Origin of the sequence: Sphingobium jiangsuense, from assembly GCF_014196495.1 — a bacterium.
Classification (GTDB): domain Bacteria; phylum Pseudomonadota; class Alphaproteobacteria; order Sphingomonadales; family Sphingomonadaceae; genus Sphingobium; species Sphingobium jiangsuense.
This window is the reverse complement of sequence record NZ_JACIDT010000001.1, coordinates 213,364-229,495: the sequence shown is the minus strand read 5'-3', so window position 1 is coordinate 229,495 and position 16,132 is coordinate 213,364. Positions and strand designations below refer to the sequence as shown.

The window sequence follows — 16,132 nt, the reverse complement described above, 5'->3', positions numbered from 1 at the left end:
GGGCTACAACCCCAGCCGCTCCACCACCCGGAACAGCCCGCGCCCTATCCACTGGCGCTCTGGCCGGGCGCCGACCTTCACCCGCGGCAGGCCGCGCGCGCGCAGCTTGTGGTTGAGGCTGTGCAGCTCGCTTTCCGCCACGCTGCGGCGCGACCGCCAGGTGATCGAGAAGCTGATCGAAACGCCGTCGCCATTCTGCACGAAATGGGGCGCCTTGACCGGCATCAGCACCGCATCGCCGGGGGTGAGGCGGATGGGCGTGACGCGCGGCAGGAAGCTGTCGTCCCAGCGCAGGTTGCGGTGCCCGCCCTGCGAAAAGGCTTCGCTCTGCTCCGGCGGCACCAGTTCCTCGTCATGGGTCGGGAACACGTTCATCACCTTCTCGCCCATGATCTGGAGCAGGATATTATGCTCCGGGTCGATGTGGAACGGCGTGACGCTGCCGGGGGAAGAGAGGAAGATGAACGCCTCCCGGTGCAGCATCGGCCCGGTGGACGCCTCGACGATCGGGCGCAGATCCTCCAGCGCGTCGTGCAGCAGCGCGGCATAGGCCGGGTCGCGTTCCACATGCTTGAGCACCGCCCAGCTGCCGTTGCTCTCTATGGTGCGGATGGTTTCGCCGAGCGTCAGGCCGTTGGCGGGCGTGTCCTCCGGGCGGATGCCGAGCGGCAGGTCGCCGCGATTATATTCGACGCTGTCGGCGGGCATGCGCTCGGCCAGATCGGCAAGGGCGGCGAGCGAGAGCAGCGGGTGGCCGGCAAGCCTGTGGGTCAGGTGCTGCGGCTGGTCGGGATAGGCGGCGGCGAACAGCGCGCGGGCTTCCCGATCGAAGGCGACCGCTTCTTTCCCGGCGGGGGAGGTGGGCTGGTGCAGGCTCATATCTTCTCTTTCCTGAGGGAATGGAGGGCGTTTTCGGCAAGGCTGATCGCCGCGAAGGCGGCGCGGCGGGCGAGGCCGGATGGACCCTGTCCGCCCAGCGCGACGCGGAACTGGCCGATGCGCCGCCGCTCCGCCCACAGGCTGTCGATCATCGGGTGATCGGGCGCGGCGCAGCTGTCCATCCAGTCGACCGGCCGCGGCGTCTCGCCGTCGCCCAGCACCGCGTGGAGATTGTCCAGCTCTATCAATATGCCCGGCGAATAGCGGGCATGGCTTTCGTCGAAGGCGATCTTGTAGCTGTAGGCGCCGCGCCCGTGCCGGAAGTTGATGAGCATCGCGATCGGCGCGCCGTCGACATCGATGCGCAGCATGTCGAGCATGCCCGCCCGCGCGGCGCCGGTCAGCATCGCGGCGAACCAGCGGCGGGTGCCGTCATGATTGCCGATCGCCGTGCCGGTCCGCCCCTTCCAGCCCGCCGCCTCCAGCGCGAGGAAATCCACGCCCCAGCGCGTGGCTTCCGCCGGGTCGTCCAGCCGCCGGTGCGTCACCGTGCCGCATTCCTCAAGCCGGTTGACGAGGCGGCGGATTTCCTTGCGCTTCTTCGCGCGAACATGGGCTTCCCAATAGCGCCGGGCGCTGAGGTCCGACCGCAGCAGCGCGCGCTCATACAGGCCGATGCGCTTGATCGGCCTGCGCTGCTCCGCGCAGCAGGCATGCAGCGCCACCGCCGCCGGGCCGTCCGGGTCGAGCCGCTCCAGATGCAGGAAATGCCCCGCCCATGCCGCGCCGTCGAGCTGCGCCAGCAGCAGCGCCCATGCCTCCCGCTCCTTGCTCGCGCGCAGCAACGGCGCGCCGTAGAAGCAATGGTCATGCGCCCAGTTGCCGACATTGCGCACCGGATAGCGGGAATGGCGCGCCTGCGGCACGACCGGCAGCAGGCCGATCAGCCGCCCGTCCGCGCGCGCCTCGATCACCCGCACCTGCCCGCCGGGGTCGAGATGATCGAGGGCGGGGGTGAGCAGCGCGGGATGATAGAAGGGATTGCTCTCGCTCGCGGCATCGGCGAGCGCCAGCCATTCCGCCGGAACAGCCCGGCCCGGCCCGCTGGCCGCATCGTCCGATATGGCCTGATCGGAAATGGCCCGATCGGAAGTGGAGAGCGCCCTGTTCATGCGCCCCGCTTATACCGCAAATCTTAGAAATTGCTTGCAGCGACGGCCATCGGCGGGCGGTGCGCGGCTATCCCCCGTTAATATCCCAGCCGAAGGCCTACGCCGTAATAATGGGGCCCGGCATTGGCCTTCATGGCCAGTTTCGGCAGCAGCGGAAAGGCGATGCTGGCATAGGGGCGCGTCGCATGGCCGCTGAAGCGCACGCCCGCGCCGATGGTGGCGGACGCGGGCAGGGTGAAGCCCGCCTCGATCCGGCCGTAAAGCTTCGTGTCGCCGTCGCGCAGATAAACGCCGCCGCCCGGCGTCAGGCTGAACGCGCCGAGGTCGAGCGCATAGCCCGCGCCGAGCTCCGTTCCCCAATGCCCGTCCGCCCGGACGTAATTGGCCTCTGCGCCCAGTCCTTCGGCATGGGCGGCGGGGGTGCCCGCGATCGAGAGGGCGAGGGCCATTCCGGCGAAGAGGCGCGCGCGCATATGATGATCCTTTCGTGACGATCCGGTTCTTCCGGCGCGAATATGGCGCTTCGCCGCGCCAGGCAACCGGAGGCGGGACGAGCCGAGTCGCTCCTGCGCCCGGATGCGCGCCGGCAGGGTGCGATGGGATCGGAGGGCGGGCGAAGCCCAACGGCTGTTCTTTCTTCTCGGCTTCCATCGAGAAAAGGACAGGGCTTCGCCAAGCTCAGCCCGAACGGCTCTCTTATGGCAGCGTCCAGCCAAAAGCCGCCGCCTGCCCGGAACCGTTTCCAAAGCCTATAATCGCCATTTATTAAGCGAGGAGTAACTAGTTTGCGGCATGGCGGGATTATGTCGCAATCAGGTCCACGATCCATCCAGAGAAGCTATAAGGCGCCGCCGCCCTCGCTGGCGGGCATATTGGGGCTGTCGGGATCGGACAGCGACCTGTCGGTGGGCTGGGTCGCCGAATCCGTGCGCATGGTGTCGCTGTTCTGGCCGCTGTTCCTGCTCGCCAAGATCTGCCTGATGGTGGTGACGGTCAACCTGCCCGTGCTGGTCGCCAATTATGTGCTGTTCGACCTGCCGCTGCTGGCGGTGACGGCCATCGCCGACCTCGCCATCTGGGTGATGCCGCAGCGGCGCTATATGCGCCGCTTGCAGCCCTATCGCCAGATGCGCGTGATGATGGCGCTGGTGCTGGTTTCGGGCCTTTCCATGGGCCTGTGGTACGGCATGCTGGACAAGGCGCTGCTCGACGGGTCGGTTTCGACGGTCGCGGCGCAATTGACGCTGGCGCTGCTGGCGATGGCGATTTTCGGGCATCAGCGGCTGCTGGGGCTGACCTATTGCCTCGGCGTCGGCGTCAGCCTCTCGCACGATGGCGGGGTGGGGCCGATGCTGCTGGTGGTGCTGATGCTCGGCACCCTCGCGGTCTCCACGCTGGCGCAGGCGCGCTGGGACGGCCGCCGCCTGCTGGCGACGCAGAAGGTCGAGGAACGCAGCCGCCGCGCCGGGCATCTGCTGACGGAATATGAGCAGGCCGGCCGGGGCTGGTTCTGGGAAACCGACCGCCATGGCGCCATCACCTATATTTCCGAGCCGCTGGCCCGCTCGCTGGGCATGTCGGCGGACGATCTGATCGGGCGGCAGCTCACCGATCTGGTCGTGATGGGCGACCGGGGCGAGGAGGAAACCGGGCGGGCGCTGGGCTTCTACCTGACGGCGCGCAGCTGCTTCACCGATGTGCCGGTGCGCGTCGCGCTGGTCGGCGACGAGCGCTGGTGGGCGATATCGGGCTGCCCCATCCTCAATGAATATGGCCAGTTCCACGGCTTTCGCGGCAGCGGCGCTGACCTTACCGAAATGAAGCGCAGCCAGGCGGAGGTCGAGCGGCTGGCGCAGTTCGATTCGCTGACCGGCCTCGCCAACCGCATGCAGATGCAGCGCATGCTCGACAAGAGCGTGATGCAGCCCAATGGCCGCCCCGGCGATTGCGCGCTGTTCCTGATCGACCTCGACCGGTTCAAGAACGTCAACGACACCATGGGCCATCCGGCGGGCGACGCGCTGCTGCGCGAGGTCAGCCAGCGGCTGAAGCGGGTGGTGGGCGACCGGGGCATGGTCGGCCGCCTGGGCGGCGACGAATTCAAGGTGGTGCTGCCCGGCCTCGTCGATCGCGGCACGCTGGGCGTGCTGGCCGACGCGATCATCGCCTCGCTGTCGCAGCCCTACCAGATCGAAGGGACACAGGTGGTGATCGGCGCATCGGTCGGCATCGCCATCTGCCCTCTCGACGGCATCACCAGCGAGACATTGGTGCGCAACGCCGATCTCGCGCTCTACGCCGCGAAGGGCGACGGCCGGGGCGTGCACCGCTTCTATTCCGCCGACATGCTGGCCGATGCCGAGGATCGCCGCCAGCTGGAGGAAGACCTGCGGCATGCGCTGTCCCATGGGGGGCTGCATCTGGTGTTCCAGCCGGTTGTGAATTCGCGGACGGAACGGATTTCCGGTTTCGAGACGCTGCTGCGCTGGGAGCATCCGGCGCGCGGACCGATCTCCCCCGCGCTGTTCGTGCCGATCGCCGAGGATGCGGGCCTGATCGGCGCGCTGGGCGAATGGGTGATGCGCACCGCCTGCCACGCCGCCGCCCGCTGGCCGGAGGACGTCCGCGTCGCCGTCAACGTCTCTCCGCTGCAATTCGCCAATCCCGCGCTGCCCGGCATCGTGATGAACGCGCTGGCCGCATCGGGCCTCGCGCCCGAACGGCTGGAGCTGGAGCTTACCGAGAGCGCCTTCATCCACGAGGGCGAGGCGACCGACCAGATGTTCGCGCAATTGAAGGGGCTGGGCGTGCGCCTCGCGCTCGACGATTTCGGCACCGGCTATTCCTCGCTCGGCTATCTGCGCAAGGCGCCGTTCGACAAGATCAAGATCGACCGCAGCTTCGTGCAGGGCGCAGCCTTGCAGGGCAGCCGGAACGCGGCGATCATCACCTCGATCGTCAGCCTGGCCGAGGCGCTGGGCATGGACACGACCGCAGAGGGCGTCGAAACCCATGACGAACTGGCGCTGGTGCGGACGCTCGGCTGTTCGCAGGTGCAGGGCTTCATCTATGGCGTGGGCGAGAGCGCCGAGGAAGTGGAGCGCCGCTTCGCGACCGAGGGCGGCCGGGCCACGGCGGCGGGCTTCCAGTCCAGCCGCTCCCGCCGCCAGTCGATGCTGCGGTCGGTGACGCTGCTCCATCAGGGCCAGCATTATGTCGCGCGGGTGCGTAACATCTCGCATGGCGGCGCGATGGTCGAGGGGCTGTGGAACGTGCCCGTCGGCACCACTTTCCGGCTGGAACTGGCGGTGGGCATCGTCGTCGACGCGGTGACGCGCTGGGCGGTGGACGACCGCATGGGCATCCAGTTCGTCCAGCCCATCGACCTGCGCGCATTGCAGACCGCGCCGCCGCTTCGTCTGGCGAGCTGAGGGGCTTGAGGGCCCGCTTATGCGAACTGGCGCTCGATGGCAGATTACGCCTGAGCTGAAATAAGAGAAGCGTTCGGGCTGAGCTTGTCGAAGCCCTGTCCTTCTTCTTTCTTCAACGCAGAAAAAGAGTACAGCCGTTGACCTTCGATTACCGGGTCAGGGCGAACGAGGGGTGGAGGCCGCTCTAAACCTTTGCTTTTCCGCGCCATGCCAGCGCAGGCTGGCATCTCAGGAGGGGTTGCGCAACGCGGCCCAAGATCCCAGCCTGCGCTGGGGTGACGGATGTGGGAAGGGGACTGCTGGCCTTCAAACCGCCCCTTGCCGGCAAATCAGAGCGTGGCTTCGATCGCGCGGGCGGCCTGATCGGGGTTCGGCGCCTGGGTGATCGGGCGCCCGACGACGATGACCGACGCGCCCGCGTCCATCGCCTGGCGGGGCGTCACGGTGCGCTTCTGGTCGCCCAGCCTGCCGCCCGCCGGGCGCACGCCGGGGACGACGAAATAGCCGCCCGGCCAGCGCTTCTTCGCGATGCCGACCTCCGCGCCGGAGCAGACGATGCCGTCCAGCCCGGCCTCGCGCGCCAGATCGGTCAGATGCTCGACCTGCGCCGTTGCCTCGCGGGAAACGCCGATGTCCCGAAGGTCGCCCGCATCGAGGCTGGTGAGCACGGTGACGGCCACCACCCTGGTTCCGCTGCCCGCCGCCGCCTTCGCTTCCTCCAGCATCGCGCGGCCGCCCGCCGCGTGCACGGTGAGGATCGCCGGTTCGAGCACATGCAGCGACTGGATCGCCTTGGCGACGGTGTTGGGAATGTCGTGCAGCTTCAGGTCGAGGAAGATGGGCAGGCCGAACTTCGCCATTTCCAGCACGCCGTGATGGCCGTTGGCGCAGAAGAATTCCAGCCCCAGCTTGAGGCCGCCCACATGATGCCGCACCTCTCCCGCGAGCTGCTGCGCGCGGTCGAGGTCGGGCGTGTCGATGGCGATATAGACGGGGCTGCTCATGGGACGGTCGGCTTTGCGGGCAGGGAGAGGTCCGGTTCGGCCGGCTGGTCGGGCGCTTCGGCGCCGGGGGCCGGAGCGGCGGACGGGGAGGCCGCCGCCGTGCTGGCAAGCGCCCGCTCCGCGCTGGAAAGCTTGCGTTGCAGGCGCCAGCGGCAGGCGCGGCCCCAGAGCCAGGTCGGCAACAGGCCCAGCAGGAATGCGGCGACGATCAGCACCGGCAGGCGCGTTTCGAGGATGATGTCGCCCCAGAGCTTGACCGGCACATAGCCGGAATAGCTCGGCGCGATCGCCCAGTTCGCCTTGGCGAACAGCGCCAGCGCAACGGCGATGATGACCCAGAATGCGGTTTTCAGGAAGTTCATAGCTTGCCCTCATGGCCGAGGCACCCAGCTTAGGCAATTTTTTTCCGTCGTGCCAGAGAGGTGTTGCAGCCCGCGGGCTGCGGGAGAGGCCGCCCCGGAACCAGAAAGGCCCGGCCCTGTCCCTGCGTCCGCAGGGCGGACGGTCGGGGCGGGCCGGGCCGAAAGATCCCGGTTCAGGGGACGGGAAGGCTTACATCAGCTTCCAGGTCAGCGGCAGGACGATCGCGGTCGCGCCACCCGGAGGGGCGGGCAGGTTGCCGACCTTGGCGGGCAGGCTCAGCGCCTCGCGATCCAGCACCGACGAGCCGGACGGGGCGACCATCTCGGTCTTCTCGACCGAACCCGACGCGCTCACATACACCTTCACCTTGGCGGTGCCTTCGTCGCCGCGCATCTGGGCCGCGCGCGGATAGGTCTGCTTCGCCGCGATCGCGCGGGCGACGGCCTGCTGCCATCCGGCCGACTGAGCAAAGGCGGGAGTGACGGTAAGGGCAACGGTTGCGGCAGCGGCCAGAGCTTTCCCCGAAAACTTCGTGAACATTATAATTTTCCTTCCTTTTCCTTCGTTCCCAGCACGGTTTTGTTTTGCATCCCCTTCCTAGACGAAGGTCCGATAAAGTGGAGTTTATCAATATGGTATATTTCGATTTACTCTTTTATTTTCAGATACTTGCAGTTTGACTTGAAACGGGACGGCCCGGCATCGCGCAGGATGCCGGGCCGCATGTGAGCCATGTTCGGGAGCAAGGGCGGGGCGTCAGAATTCCGCCCAGTCGTCCTCCATATCGACGGCCAGATTGCCCTGGCTGACCGGCAGTGCGCGGCGGGGCGCGGTGCGGGTCGGCGGCGCGGCGGCATCGTCGTCGGAGAGGCCCGCCACCAGCGACGGACCATGGGACGAGGCGGGCTGCATGCCCAGCTCGAAGAAGGAAAGCTGGTCGACCAGCCGCTCCATCTCGCTGTTGAGGTTGCGCGAGCTGGCGGTGCTTTCCTCGACCATCGCGGCGTTCTGCTGCGTGGTCGTGTCCATCGACGTCACCGTTTCCGAAATCTCGCTGAGGCCGGCGGCCTGACGCGCGGCGGCCGATGCGATCTGGTCCATCAGGTCCGAAACCTCGGTCACTTCCGTCACGATCTGGCGCAGCGCCTCGCCGCTGTTCTCGACCAGCGACACGCCGTGCGAGATTTGCGCGCCGGAGGTGGCGACCAGCTGGCGGATCGAGTTGGCCGCTTCGGCCGAGCGCTGGGCCAGATGGCGCACCTCGCTCGCGACCACCGCGAAACCGGCGCCCGATTCCCCGGCGCGCGCGGCCTCCACGCCTGCATTCAGTGCCAGCAGGTTGGTCTGGAAGGCGAGGCCGTCGATGGTCGAGATGATCTCGTTCATCTCCTTGGACGACGCCTCGATATTGCGCATCGCGACGATCGCCTGCTTGGCGGTTTCGTCGACCTTTTCCGCCGAGGAGCGGGCGACGGCCAGACGGCTGCTGGTCTGGCGGGCATTGTCCGCCGCGACCTTCACCGAATCGGTGAACTCGCCCAGCGTCTTGGAGGTGTGGGCAAGCGCTTCGGCCTGATGCTCGGTGCGGAGCGAAAGGTCGGAGGACGCCTGCGCGATCTCGGTGGTGCCCATGCGGATGATGTTGCAGCCCTCGACGATCTCGGCCATCGCGTCGCGCAGGCGCGACACGGCGTCGTTATAGTCGTTGTGCAACTTGGCGAGCGGGCCGGTCGCGTTCTCGTCGACCCGGTGGGTCAGCCGGCCATTGGCCAGCGCCGACAGCCCGTCGCCGATCGCGGTGATGGTGAGCTGCGTTTCGCGCGCGCGCTCCGCCTCGGCCTCGGCGCGTTCCTTGTCGGCGGCGAACAGCGCCTTGAAGCTGTCCAGCGCGCGGGCGAGGCTGCCCAGCTCGTCCTTGCGCTTCAGCCCCGGCACCTCGACCGACAGGTCCCCGTCGACGAGGCGGGCGACGGCGGCGGCCATCAGCTTGACCGGCTTGGCGATGGTGTGCATCAGCATCGCCGCGAGGCCCAGCGCCGCGATCAGGCCGAAAATCACCGCGCCGATCACCATCATGCGCGATTCGTCGTAGATCTTCTCGCTCTGCGCGCTGATCGCCGCGCCGTTCTTGCTGCTGAGGTCGATGAGCTGGAGCAGGTCGTCCTCGACGGTGTAGAACATGTCCAGCGCCTCGCCGTCGAACATGTCGTTGGCGGCCGGGTCGCCGGCGTTCGACAGCGCGACCATCCGGTCGGTAAGCTGGCTGTATTCCGCCCAGTTCTTCTTCAGGTCGGCGAACAGCGCCTTCTGCTCCCTGGTGGCGAGCAGCGGTTCATAATCGTGCATCATCCCCTGAATCGCCTTGTCGGCGTTGCGCAGCATCTTTTCCGCCTTGTCCTTGGCCTCCGGCGTCTGGGCGGTGATGTGGCCGCTCTGCTGGATCCGGTATTGCGAGGTATAGGCGTGGAGATCGCCCACCAGCTGGGTCGCCGGCAGGGTGCGGGTGCGCATGATGCTGGAAAGCTGGTTGACCTCGCCGATCTTCATGATGGCGAACAGTCCGATCGCGGCGAGAAGCGCCAGCAGCATGATGAACGCTGCCGCCATCTTGGCAGTAATTGTCAATCCTCTGGGCACGGCCGATTCCCTTTACATGGTTCTGTTATGGGAAAGGGCAATAAATGCAGAGGCTTGAAAAATGGTAACCAGCCGGACAACCCGAACCGGATGGTGACGAAATGTCGCGGGCGGGGCTGCGGGCGGCGGGGGGAGGCGGCGGTTTTCCGTCCTCCCCCGCCCTTTCGATCAGGCGCCGAATACCCGCGCGAAAATGGTGTCGACATGCTTGTAGTGATAATCGAGGTTGAACTTGTCCTCGATTTCCTGCGCGGAAAGCGCGGCGGCGACGTCGGCGTCGGCCTTCAGCAGCTCCTTGAGCGAAAGCTGGCCGTCCGATTCCCATACCTTCATCGCGTTGCGCTGGACCATGCGATAGCTGTCCTCGCGCGATACGCCAGCCTGCGTCAGCGCGAGCAGCACCCGCTGCGAGTGGACGAGGCCGCCCATCTTGTCGAGATTCTTCATCATCCGCTCCGGATAGACGAGCAGCTTGTCGATCACGCCGGTCAGGCGGCCGAGCGCGAAATCGAGGGTGATGGTCGCGTCCGGGCCGATGAAGCGCTCGACCGAGCTGTGCGAGATATCGCGCTCATGCCACAGCGCGACATTCTCCATCGCCGGGACGGCGGCGCTGCGCACCATGCGGGCGAGGCCGGTGAGGTTCTCGGTCAGCACCGGGTTGCGCTTGTGCGGCATAGCCGAGCTGCCCTTCTGGCCGGGCGAGAAATATTCCTCCGCCTCCAGCACCTCGGTGCGCTGGAGATGGCGGACCTCGACGGCGAGGCGCTCGATCGAGCTGGCGATCACGCCCAGCGTCGCGAAGAACATCGCGTGGCGGTCGCGCGGGATGACCTGCGTGGACACCGGCTCGACCGAGAGGCCGAGCTTTGCCGCGACATGCTCCTCGACGCGCGGGTCGATATTGGCGAAGGTTCCGACCGCGCCGGAAATGGCGCAGGTGGCGATATCGGCGCGGGCGGCGATCAGGCGCTGCTTGCAGCGGTCGAACTCGGCATAGGCTTCGGCCATCTTGAGGCCGAAGGTGACGGGCTCGGCGTGGATGCCGTGGCTGCGGCCGATGGTCGGCGTCATCCTGTGCTCGAACGCGCGGCGCCTGATCGCTTCGAGCAGCTTGTCGAGATCGGCGAGCAGGATGTCGGCGGCCTGGCTGAGCTGGACGGCAAGGCAGGTGTCGAGCACGTCGGAACTGGTCATGCCCTGATGCATGAAGCGCGCTTCCTCGCCCACCTGCTCGGCGACCCAGGTGAGGAAGGCGATCACGTCATGCTTGGTGACGGCCTCGATCGCGTCGATCGCGGCGACGTCGATCGCGGGCTTCGTCGCCCACCAGTCCCACAGCGCCTTGGCGGCGGACGCGGGCACCACGCCCAGCTCGGCGAGCGCGTCGGTCGCGTGCGCCTCGATCTCGAACCAGATGCGGAAACGGTTCTCCGGTTCCCAGATGGCGGTCATTTCGGGGCGGGCATAACGAGGGACCATGGCGCGACTCTTCTGCTGGAGGAAAGGGGATCAGCGCGCCGCCTAGCAATATGATTCGCGCACCGCAATGGCGGTTGATCGGCATGCGGCGCCGGCGGCGGCGCGCGCAAGGGCGATCGGGGCGGCGGGAATCGTCCCGAATTATGCACAGGTGCGGGACGGGCCGACCCCATGGCGTCGACCATGGGAGCGGCGCGGCGATGTGAGGGGTTGCGCCTGCAACCCTTGCTCATCAGCTTGGTTGTGAAGGGGATCGAAGATGAATTTTGATTGGAGTTAGCGATGTTTCGTTTGATGATTTCCGGTGCCGCCCTTGCCCTCGCCGTTCCGGCGCTGAGCATGTCGGCGGCGGCCCAGCAGGCGCAGCCTCAGGACCCGGCCCAGAATCCGGCGGTCGGCGCCGGCGCGGCCGGTGCCGCGACCCAGCAGACACCCGCCCAACCCACGCCTGCCCAACCCGCTCAATCCACCCCGGCCAACCAAGCCTCTCAGGTCGCAACCATAATAGAGAGCGAATATCCGGTCTATGACGCCGACAAATCGGGCCAGCTCGATCAGGCCGAATTTTCCAAATGGCTGCTCGCCTTGAAGCAGCAGGAAATGCAGGCCACCGGCAAGAGCCTGTCGGAAGCCGAGCTGAACGCCTGGGTGTCCGCCGCCTTCCAGACGGCCGACGCCAATAAGGACGGCACCGTGTCGAAGGCCGAACTCACCACCTATCTGGGCGGCTGACGCCCGGACGGGTTCCCCGCAGGAAAGGCATCCATTTCGTCGGGGGATGCCTTTTCCGGAAATGGGGTGGCGCAGACAGCGCCGCCCCATTTTTGTTGGCGGTTTCCGGCCATGCCTCGCATGGTCCCTTTCCCCCAAAGGGGAGGAACGGGATCAGAACAGCCCCATCGCCCGCATGCTGGAAAAGCCTTCCGAGCCGATGATGATATGGTCGTGCACCGCGATGCCCAGCGGCTTGCCCGCCTCTATGATGTGGCGGGTGATGTCGATGTCCTGCCTGCTGGGCTGCGGCGATCCGCTGGGATGGTTGTGGACGAGAATGACCGCCGAGGAGCCGAGGTCGATCGCCCGGCGGATCACCTCGCGCGCATAGATGGCCGCCTGGTCGATCGACCCGTCCGCCATATGATCGTCGCGGATCAGCATGTTGCGGGCGTTGAGGTGCAGCACCCGCACCCGCTCTATCTTCAGCCACGCCATGTCGGCGCGCAGATAGTCGAGCAGCGCCTGCCAGCTCGACAGGATCGGCTGCTGCTCCACCGGCGCGCGCAGCAGGCGCAGCGCGGCGGCCTGCACGATCTTGAGCGCCGACACGCTGGTGTCGCCCATGCCGGGAAAGCGCGACAAGGCTTCCCAGTCGGCGGTCAGCACACCGCCGATGCCGCCGAAATGCGCGATCAGCGCCTTGGCGAGCGGCTTGGTGTCACGCCGCGGAATGGCGAGCGCCAGCAGATATTCGATCAGCTCATGATCCAGCAGCGCCTCCGCCCCGCCGGTCGCGAGCCGCTGGCGCAGCCGCGCGCGATGCCCCGCGCCATGATGGGCCGGCGCCTTGGCGGGAACGGCCGAGGACGGGGCGCTTCCGTCCTTCTCCTGCGCGGCTTCTTCGGGGAACAGCTCCGTCGCGCGCGCGGGCCAGAAGGCGGCTTCCCCCAGCCGGCAAAGCGCCGGATCGGCCTGCTCCGCCCCATATCCTTGCCTGCCGGCCTGCCGCTCGTCGGATCGCCCCTTCGCCATGCCGTATAGCGCTAGGCTTTGCCAAATCGCTCGGCAAGGATATTTACGATGCGGATTTTACGGAGACGGGCGCGTTCGATCCTGTAAGAGGGGGACCGATCCTCAGGAGGACGGGCACAGCCGGACGCGGGTCAACGGTTTACGGAGTGAGACGACAGGGAATGACTGGCGCGCAGATCGAAGAGGGAAGCTCCTTCCCGTCTGACCGGACACGCGCGCGTCGCCGTATCATGCTCGTCATCGCGCTGTCGCTGGCGGCGGCCATGGTGGCGCTCTGGTGGCAGAGGATGGCGATCGTCGAGCATTTCGTGCAGCGGGAGCTGGCCGCCCGCAACGTCCGCGCCAGCTATTCCGTCGCGCAGATCGCCTTCCGCACGCAGCGCATCGAAAATCTGGTGCTGGGCGATCCGGCGCGGCCCGACCTCACCGCCCGGTCGGTCGAGGTCGATATCGATTATGGCGCGTTCATGCCGCGCGTCGGCGCGGTGCGCGCGCGTGGCGTGCGCCTGCTGGGCCGGGTGGACGACAAGGGCCTCCATCTGGGCGAGCTGGACAAGTTCCGCGACCCGGCCTCGAAGGAGCCGTTCAGCTTTCCCGACATCGACCTGACGCTGGAGGACGCGCGCGCGCGGCTGGAAACGCCGGTCGGCGCGGTGGGCCTGTCGCTGCGGGGCAGCGGGCGGCTGGGCGACGGCTTTACAGGGACCGTGGGGGCGGTGATTCGCGATGCGCGCTTCGGCGCGTGCAATGCCCCGCTGGCGAGCGGTTATGCGGCGCTGCGGATCGAGGACGGCGCGCCGAAGGTGAAAGGCCCGCTGCGCGCGCCCGCGCTGCGCTGCGGCGATATGGGCGCGGCCGCTATCGCCTTCAACGCCGACCTCGCTTTCGACGAGGCGCTGAAGCAGGTTTCCGGTCGCCTGACCGGCGGGGCGGAGGCGGCGCGCGGGGGCGGGGCGACGCTCGCCCGGCCGCGCGCGGACCTGCGCTTTTCCGGGTCGATGCAGGCGCTGCGGGGCCGCGCCGCGCTGGATCTGGCGGGGCTGCGCCATCGCGCGGTTCGGGCGGACGGCTCGCGCATCGAGGGCGACTGGCACTGGGCCGCAGCCGAGGCGGGCAAGCCCGGCGGCTTCGGCGCGGATGCCGCGTTCGATTTGCGCCGGGTGCGGGCGTTCGATCTGTCGGGGCTTGGGCAGATGGCGCGCACCGCCGCCGCCACGCCCATCGGCCCGCTCGCCGCCCGGCTCGCGCGCGGGCTGGCGGGGTTGCAGCAGGACAACCGCCTCGCCGGGCATATCCGGCTGACCGGCAAGGATGCAGGCACGGGCGTGGATATGGACATGGAAATCCCGCGCCTCTCGTTGCGCGGCAGCCATGGCGAGCATGTCGCGCTGAGCAACGACAGCCGCATCGTGCTGCGCCTGCCGGAGGGGCGCTGGCGGCTCGACGGCGGGCTTTCGGGCGGCGGCGGCGACCTGCCCGAACTGGCGCTGCGCCTGCGTCCGACCGAAAGCGGCGGCGTTTCCGGGCAGATGTTCGTCCAGCCCTATGAGGCCGACGGCGCGCGGCTGGATATGGAGCCGGTGCGCTTCCTCGCCGCCGCCGACGGCAGCACCCGCATGACCACCCATGTGCGGCTCGACGGGCCGCTGCCCGACGGCGTGCTGCGCGGCCTCGACCTGCCGGTGACGGCGACGATCGACCGCCTCGGCAACTGGGCGGTCAATCCGGGGTGCACGCGCATCGGCTTCAAGATGCTGCGCACCGCCTCCCTCTCGCTCGACCCGCGCAGCCTCTCGCTGTGCGCGGGCGAGGGCGGGGCGCTGCTCGCCTCGCGCGGCGGCAGGCTGACGGGCGGGGGCGTGGTGCGGCAGGTCGACCTGACCGGCAGGATCGGCGCCAATCCGCTGCATCTCGTCGCGGGATCGGCGGATTTCTCCGTGTCGCGCGGCGATTTCGCGCTGGCCGGGGCGGACCTGCGCATCGGCGACCGCGCCGCGCCCGTGCGCCTCGCCGCGACGCAGCTTTCCGGCCGCGCGGTGCCCGGCGGCTTCGGCGGGGAGATGGCGGGGGTCGAAGCGAAGATCGGCACCGTGCCGCTGCTGGTCGAGGAAGGCCGCGCGAACTGGGGCTATGCGGCGGGCGCATTGTCGCTCAAGGGCCGCATCCTCGTGCTGGACGACGCCGCGCCCGACCGCTTCAACCCGGTCGAAGCGCGCGATTTCGCGCTGCGCATGGCCGATGGGCGGATACAGGCGAGCGGCACGCTCACCCTGCCGGGGCATGAGCGGACCATCGCCGTCGTCCGGGTCGCGCATGATCTGGGCAGCGGCGTCGGCCGCGCCGACCTCTCGGTCGACGCCCTGCGCTTCGACGGCGGGTTGCAACCCGACCAGCTGACCTTCCTCGCGCTCGGCGTCGTCGCCAATGTCGAGGGCACGGTCGAGGGCGCGGGGAGGATCGACTGGCGCGGGTCGAGGGTGTCGAGCACCGGCCGCTTCTCCACGCGGGGAATGAACCTTGCCGCCGCCTTCGGGCCGGTGCAGGGGCTTTCGACCAATATCGCCTTCACCGACCTGCTCGGCCTCGTCACCGAACCGCATCAGCAACTGCGCCTCGCCAGCGTCCATCCGGGCGTGGAGGTGCATGACGGCGTCATCCATTACCAGCTGCTGCCCGACTATCGCGTGGCGATAGAGAATGGCCGCTGGCCGCTCGCGGGCGGGGAGCTGACGCTGCTGCCCACGGTGCTGGACATGAGCGCGGAACGATCGCGCCATCTCACCTTCCGGGTGCTGGGCATTCAGGCCGGATCGTTCATCGAGCTGCTGGAGCTGGAGAATGTGAACGCCACCGGCACCTTCGACGGGCTGCTGCCGATGATCTTCGACGCGCAGGGCGGGCGAATCACCGGCGGCGTGCTGGCCGCGAGGCAGATCGGCCTGCCGCCGCTGGTCATCGACCATGTCGAGGGGCTGAGCATCCCCTGCGACCCGAACCGGCAGGCGGGGCATCTGGCCTATGTCGGGCAGGTGTCGAACGAGGATCTCGGCATGTCGGGCAAGCTGGCCTTCGACGCGCTCAAGGACCTGCAATATAAATGCCTCACCATATTGATGGACGGCGCGCTGGACGGCGAGATCGTCACGCAGGTGGTCTTCAACGGCGTCAACCGCGGCGAATTGTCGAGCGTGCCGAAGGTCGTCGCGAAGAAGTTCGTCGGCCTGCCCTTCCTGTTCAATGTGCGCATCGAGGCGCCCTTCCGCGGCCTGATGAGCACGGCGCAGTCGTTCATCGACCCCAGCCTATTGATTCGCGATCAGCTCGACAAGGAGCTGGAGGCCATCGGCGAGAAGGGGGTTGCCGTTAAGCCGCGCGAAAGCGAAGATATGCTCAATAAGGAGAAGAAATGAGCCAG

12 protein-coding genes are annotated in these 16,132 nt (G+C 67.9%); 3 read left to right on the top strand and 9 right to left on the bottom strand.

Annotated features, from left to right (window positions below; translation table 11 throughout):
- Nucleotides 1-3: 3 nt before the first annotated feature.
- The 3 genes from GGR43_RS01100 to GGR43_RS01090 form a co-directional block, all read right to left on the bottom strand.
- Entirely contained in the window at nucleotides 4-879 is an 876-nt protein-coding gene (locus GGR43_RS01100; protein WP_188070094.1) for a cupin-like domain-containing protein, read from the bottom strand.
- Nucleotides 876-2,051, bottom strand: a complete 1,176-nt coding sequence (locus GGR43_RS01095; RefSeq protein ID WP_188070093.1) for a GNAT family N-acetyltransferase — start codon at nucleotides 2,049-2,051, stop codon at nucleotides 876-878. The genes GGR43_RS01100 and GGR43_RS01095 overlap by 4 nt, the downstream gene beginning before the upstream one ends.
- A 77-nt stretch (nucleotides 2,052-2,128) precedes the next feature.
- A complete protein-coding gene (locus GGR43_RS01090; protein WP_188070092.1) occupies nucleotides 2,129-2,524 on the bottom strand; it encodes a hypothetical protein in 396 nt (131 codons plus the stop codon).
- A 330-nt stretch (nucleotides 2,525-2,854) separates the two neighbouring features.
- Here GGR43_RS01090 and GGR43_RS01085 point away from each other — a divergent pair, with 330 nt between their 5' ends.
- Entirely contained in the window at nucleotides 2,855-5,482 is a 2,628-nt protein-coding gene (locus GGR43_RS01085) for an EAL domain-containing protein (RefSeq protein ID WP_188070091.1), read from the top strand.
- A 329-nt stretch (nucleotides 5,483-5,811) separates the two neighbouring features.
- On the opposite strand, the gene pyrF is transcribed toward GGR43_RS01085, so the two are convergent.
- From pyrF to purB, 5 genes are all read right to left on the bottom strand, one after another.
- On the bottom strand, nucleotides 5,812-6,486 hold the full coding sequence (pyrF, locus tag GGR43_RS01080) for an orotidine-5'-phosphate decarboxylase (RefSeq protein ID WP_188070090.1): 675 nt from the start codon (nucleotides 6,484-6,486) through the stop codon (nucleotides 5,812-5,814).
- Entirely contained in the window at nucleotides 6,483-6,848 is a 366-nt protein-coding gene (locus tag GGR43_RS01075) for a lipopolysaccharide assembly protein LapA domain-containing protein (RefSeq protein ID WP_188070089.1), read from the bottom strand. The genes pyrF and GGR43_RS01075 overlap by 4 nt, the downstream gene beginning before the upstream one ends.
- Before the next feature lie 190 nt (nucleotides 6,849-7,038).
- Nucleotides 7,039-7,389 carry an energy transducer TonB gene (locus GGR43_RS01070; protein WP_188070088.1) on the bottom strand — a complete coding sequence of 117 codons (351 nt, stop codon included), beginning with the start codon at nucleotides 7,387-7,389 and terminating at the stop codon, nucleotides 7,039-7,041.
- Between the two features lie 216 nt (nucleotides 7,390-7,605).
- Nucleotides 7,606-9,486 (bottom strand): methyl-accepting chemotaxis protein, encoded by a 1,881-nt coding sequence (locus GGR43_RS01065; protein ID WP_284278522.1) that lies wholly within the window; start codon nucleotides 9,484-9,486, stop codon nucleotides 7,606-7,608.
- A gap of 168 nt (nucleotides 9,487-9,654) precedes the next feature.
- Nucleotides 9,655-10,968 carry an adenylosuccinate lyase gene (gene purB, locus GGR43_RS01060; protein ID WP_188070086.1) on the bottom strand — a complete coding sequence of 438 codons (1,314 nt, stop codon included), beginning with the start codon at nucleotides 10,966-10,968 and terminating at the stop codon, nucleotides 9,655-9,657.
- A gap of 282 nt (nucleotides 10,969-11,250) precedes the next feature.
- On the opposite strand from purB, the gene GGR43_RS01055 reads away from it, so the two are divergent.
- The gene (locus tag GGR43_RS01055) at nucleotides 11,251-11,700 is read left to right on the top strand and encodes an EF-hand domain-containing protein (RefSeq protein WP_188070085.1); all 450 of its coding nucleotides are present in this window, start codon (nucleotides 11,251-11,253) and stop codon (nucleotides 11,698-11,700) included.
- A 153-nt stretch (nucleotides 11,701-11,853) separates the two neighbouring features.
- Here GGR43_RS01055 and radC read toward each other — a convergent pair whose 3' ends face one another.
- Complete coding sequence (radC, locus tag GGR43_RS01050; protein WP_188070084.1) at nucleotides 11,854-12,717, bottom strand: RadC family protein; 864 nt, start codon at nucleotides 12,715-12,717, stop codon at nucleotides 11,854-11,856.
- Nucleotides 12,718-12,878: 161 nt separating this feature from the next.
- Between radC and GGR43_RS01045 the strand changes: the two genes are divergently transcribed.
- On the top strand, nucleotides 12,879-16,127 hold the full coding sequence (locus GGR43_RS01045) for an intermembrane phospholipid transport protein YdbH family protein (protein ID WP_223177230.1): 3,249 nt from the start codon (nucleotides 12,879-12,881) through the stop codon (nucleotides 16,125-16,127).
- The last annotated feature ends 5 nt before the right edge of the window (nucleotides 16,128-16,132 follow it).

Coding starts and splice junctions, on each gene's coding strand:
- purB (WP_188070086.1), bottom strand. CDS start 10,968: ATGGTCCCTCGTTATGCCCGCCCCGAAATGACCGCCATCTGGGAACCG.
- GGR43_RS01090 (WP_188070092.1), bottom strand. CDS start 2,524: ATGCGCGCGCGCCTCTTCGCCGGAATGGCCCTCGCCCTCTCGATCGCG.
- GGR43_RS01055 (WP_188070085.1), top strand. CDS start 11,251: ATGTTTCGTTTGATGATTTCCGGTGCCGCCCTTGCCCTCGCCGTTCCG.
- GGR43_RS01070 (WP_188070088.1), bottom strand. CDS start 7,389: ATGTTCACGAAGTTTTCGGGGAAAGCTCTGGCCGCTGCCGCAACCGTT.
- pyrF (WP_188070090.1), bottom strand. CDS start 6,486: ATGAGCAGCCCCGTCTATATCGCCATCGACACGCCCGACCTCGACCGC.
- radC (WP_188070084.1), bottom strand. CDS start 12,717: ATGGCGAAGGGGCGATCCGACGAGCGGCAGGCCGGCAGGCAAGGATAT.
- GGR43_RS01045 (WP_223177230.1), top strand. CDS start 12,879: ATGACTGGCGCGCAGATCGAAGAGGGAAGCTCCTTCCCGTCTGACCGG.
- GGR43_RS01095 (WP_188070093.1), bottom strand. CDS start 2,051: ATGAACAGGGCGCTCTCCACTTCCGATCGGGCCATTTCCGATCAGGCC.
- GGR43_RS01075 (WP_188070089.1), bottom strand. CDS start 6,848: ATGAACTTCCTGAAAACCGCATTCTGGGTCATCATCGCCGTTGCGCTG.
- GGR43_RS01100 (WP_188070094.1), bottom strand. CDS start 879: ATGAGCCTGCACCAGCCCACCTCCCCCGCCGGGAAAGAAGCGGTCGCC.
- GGR43_RS01085 (WP_188070091.1), top strand. CDS start 2,855: ATGTCGCAATCAGGTCCACGATCCATCCAGAGAAGCTATAAGGCGCCG.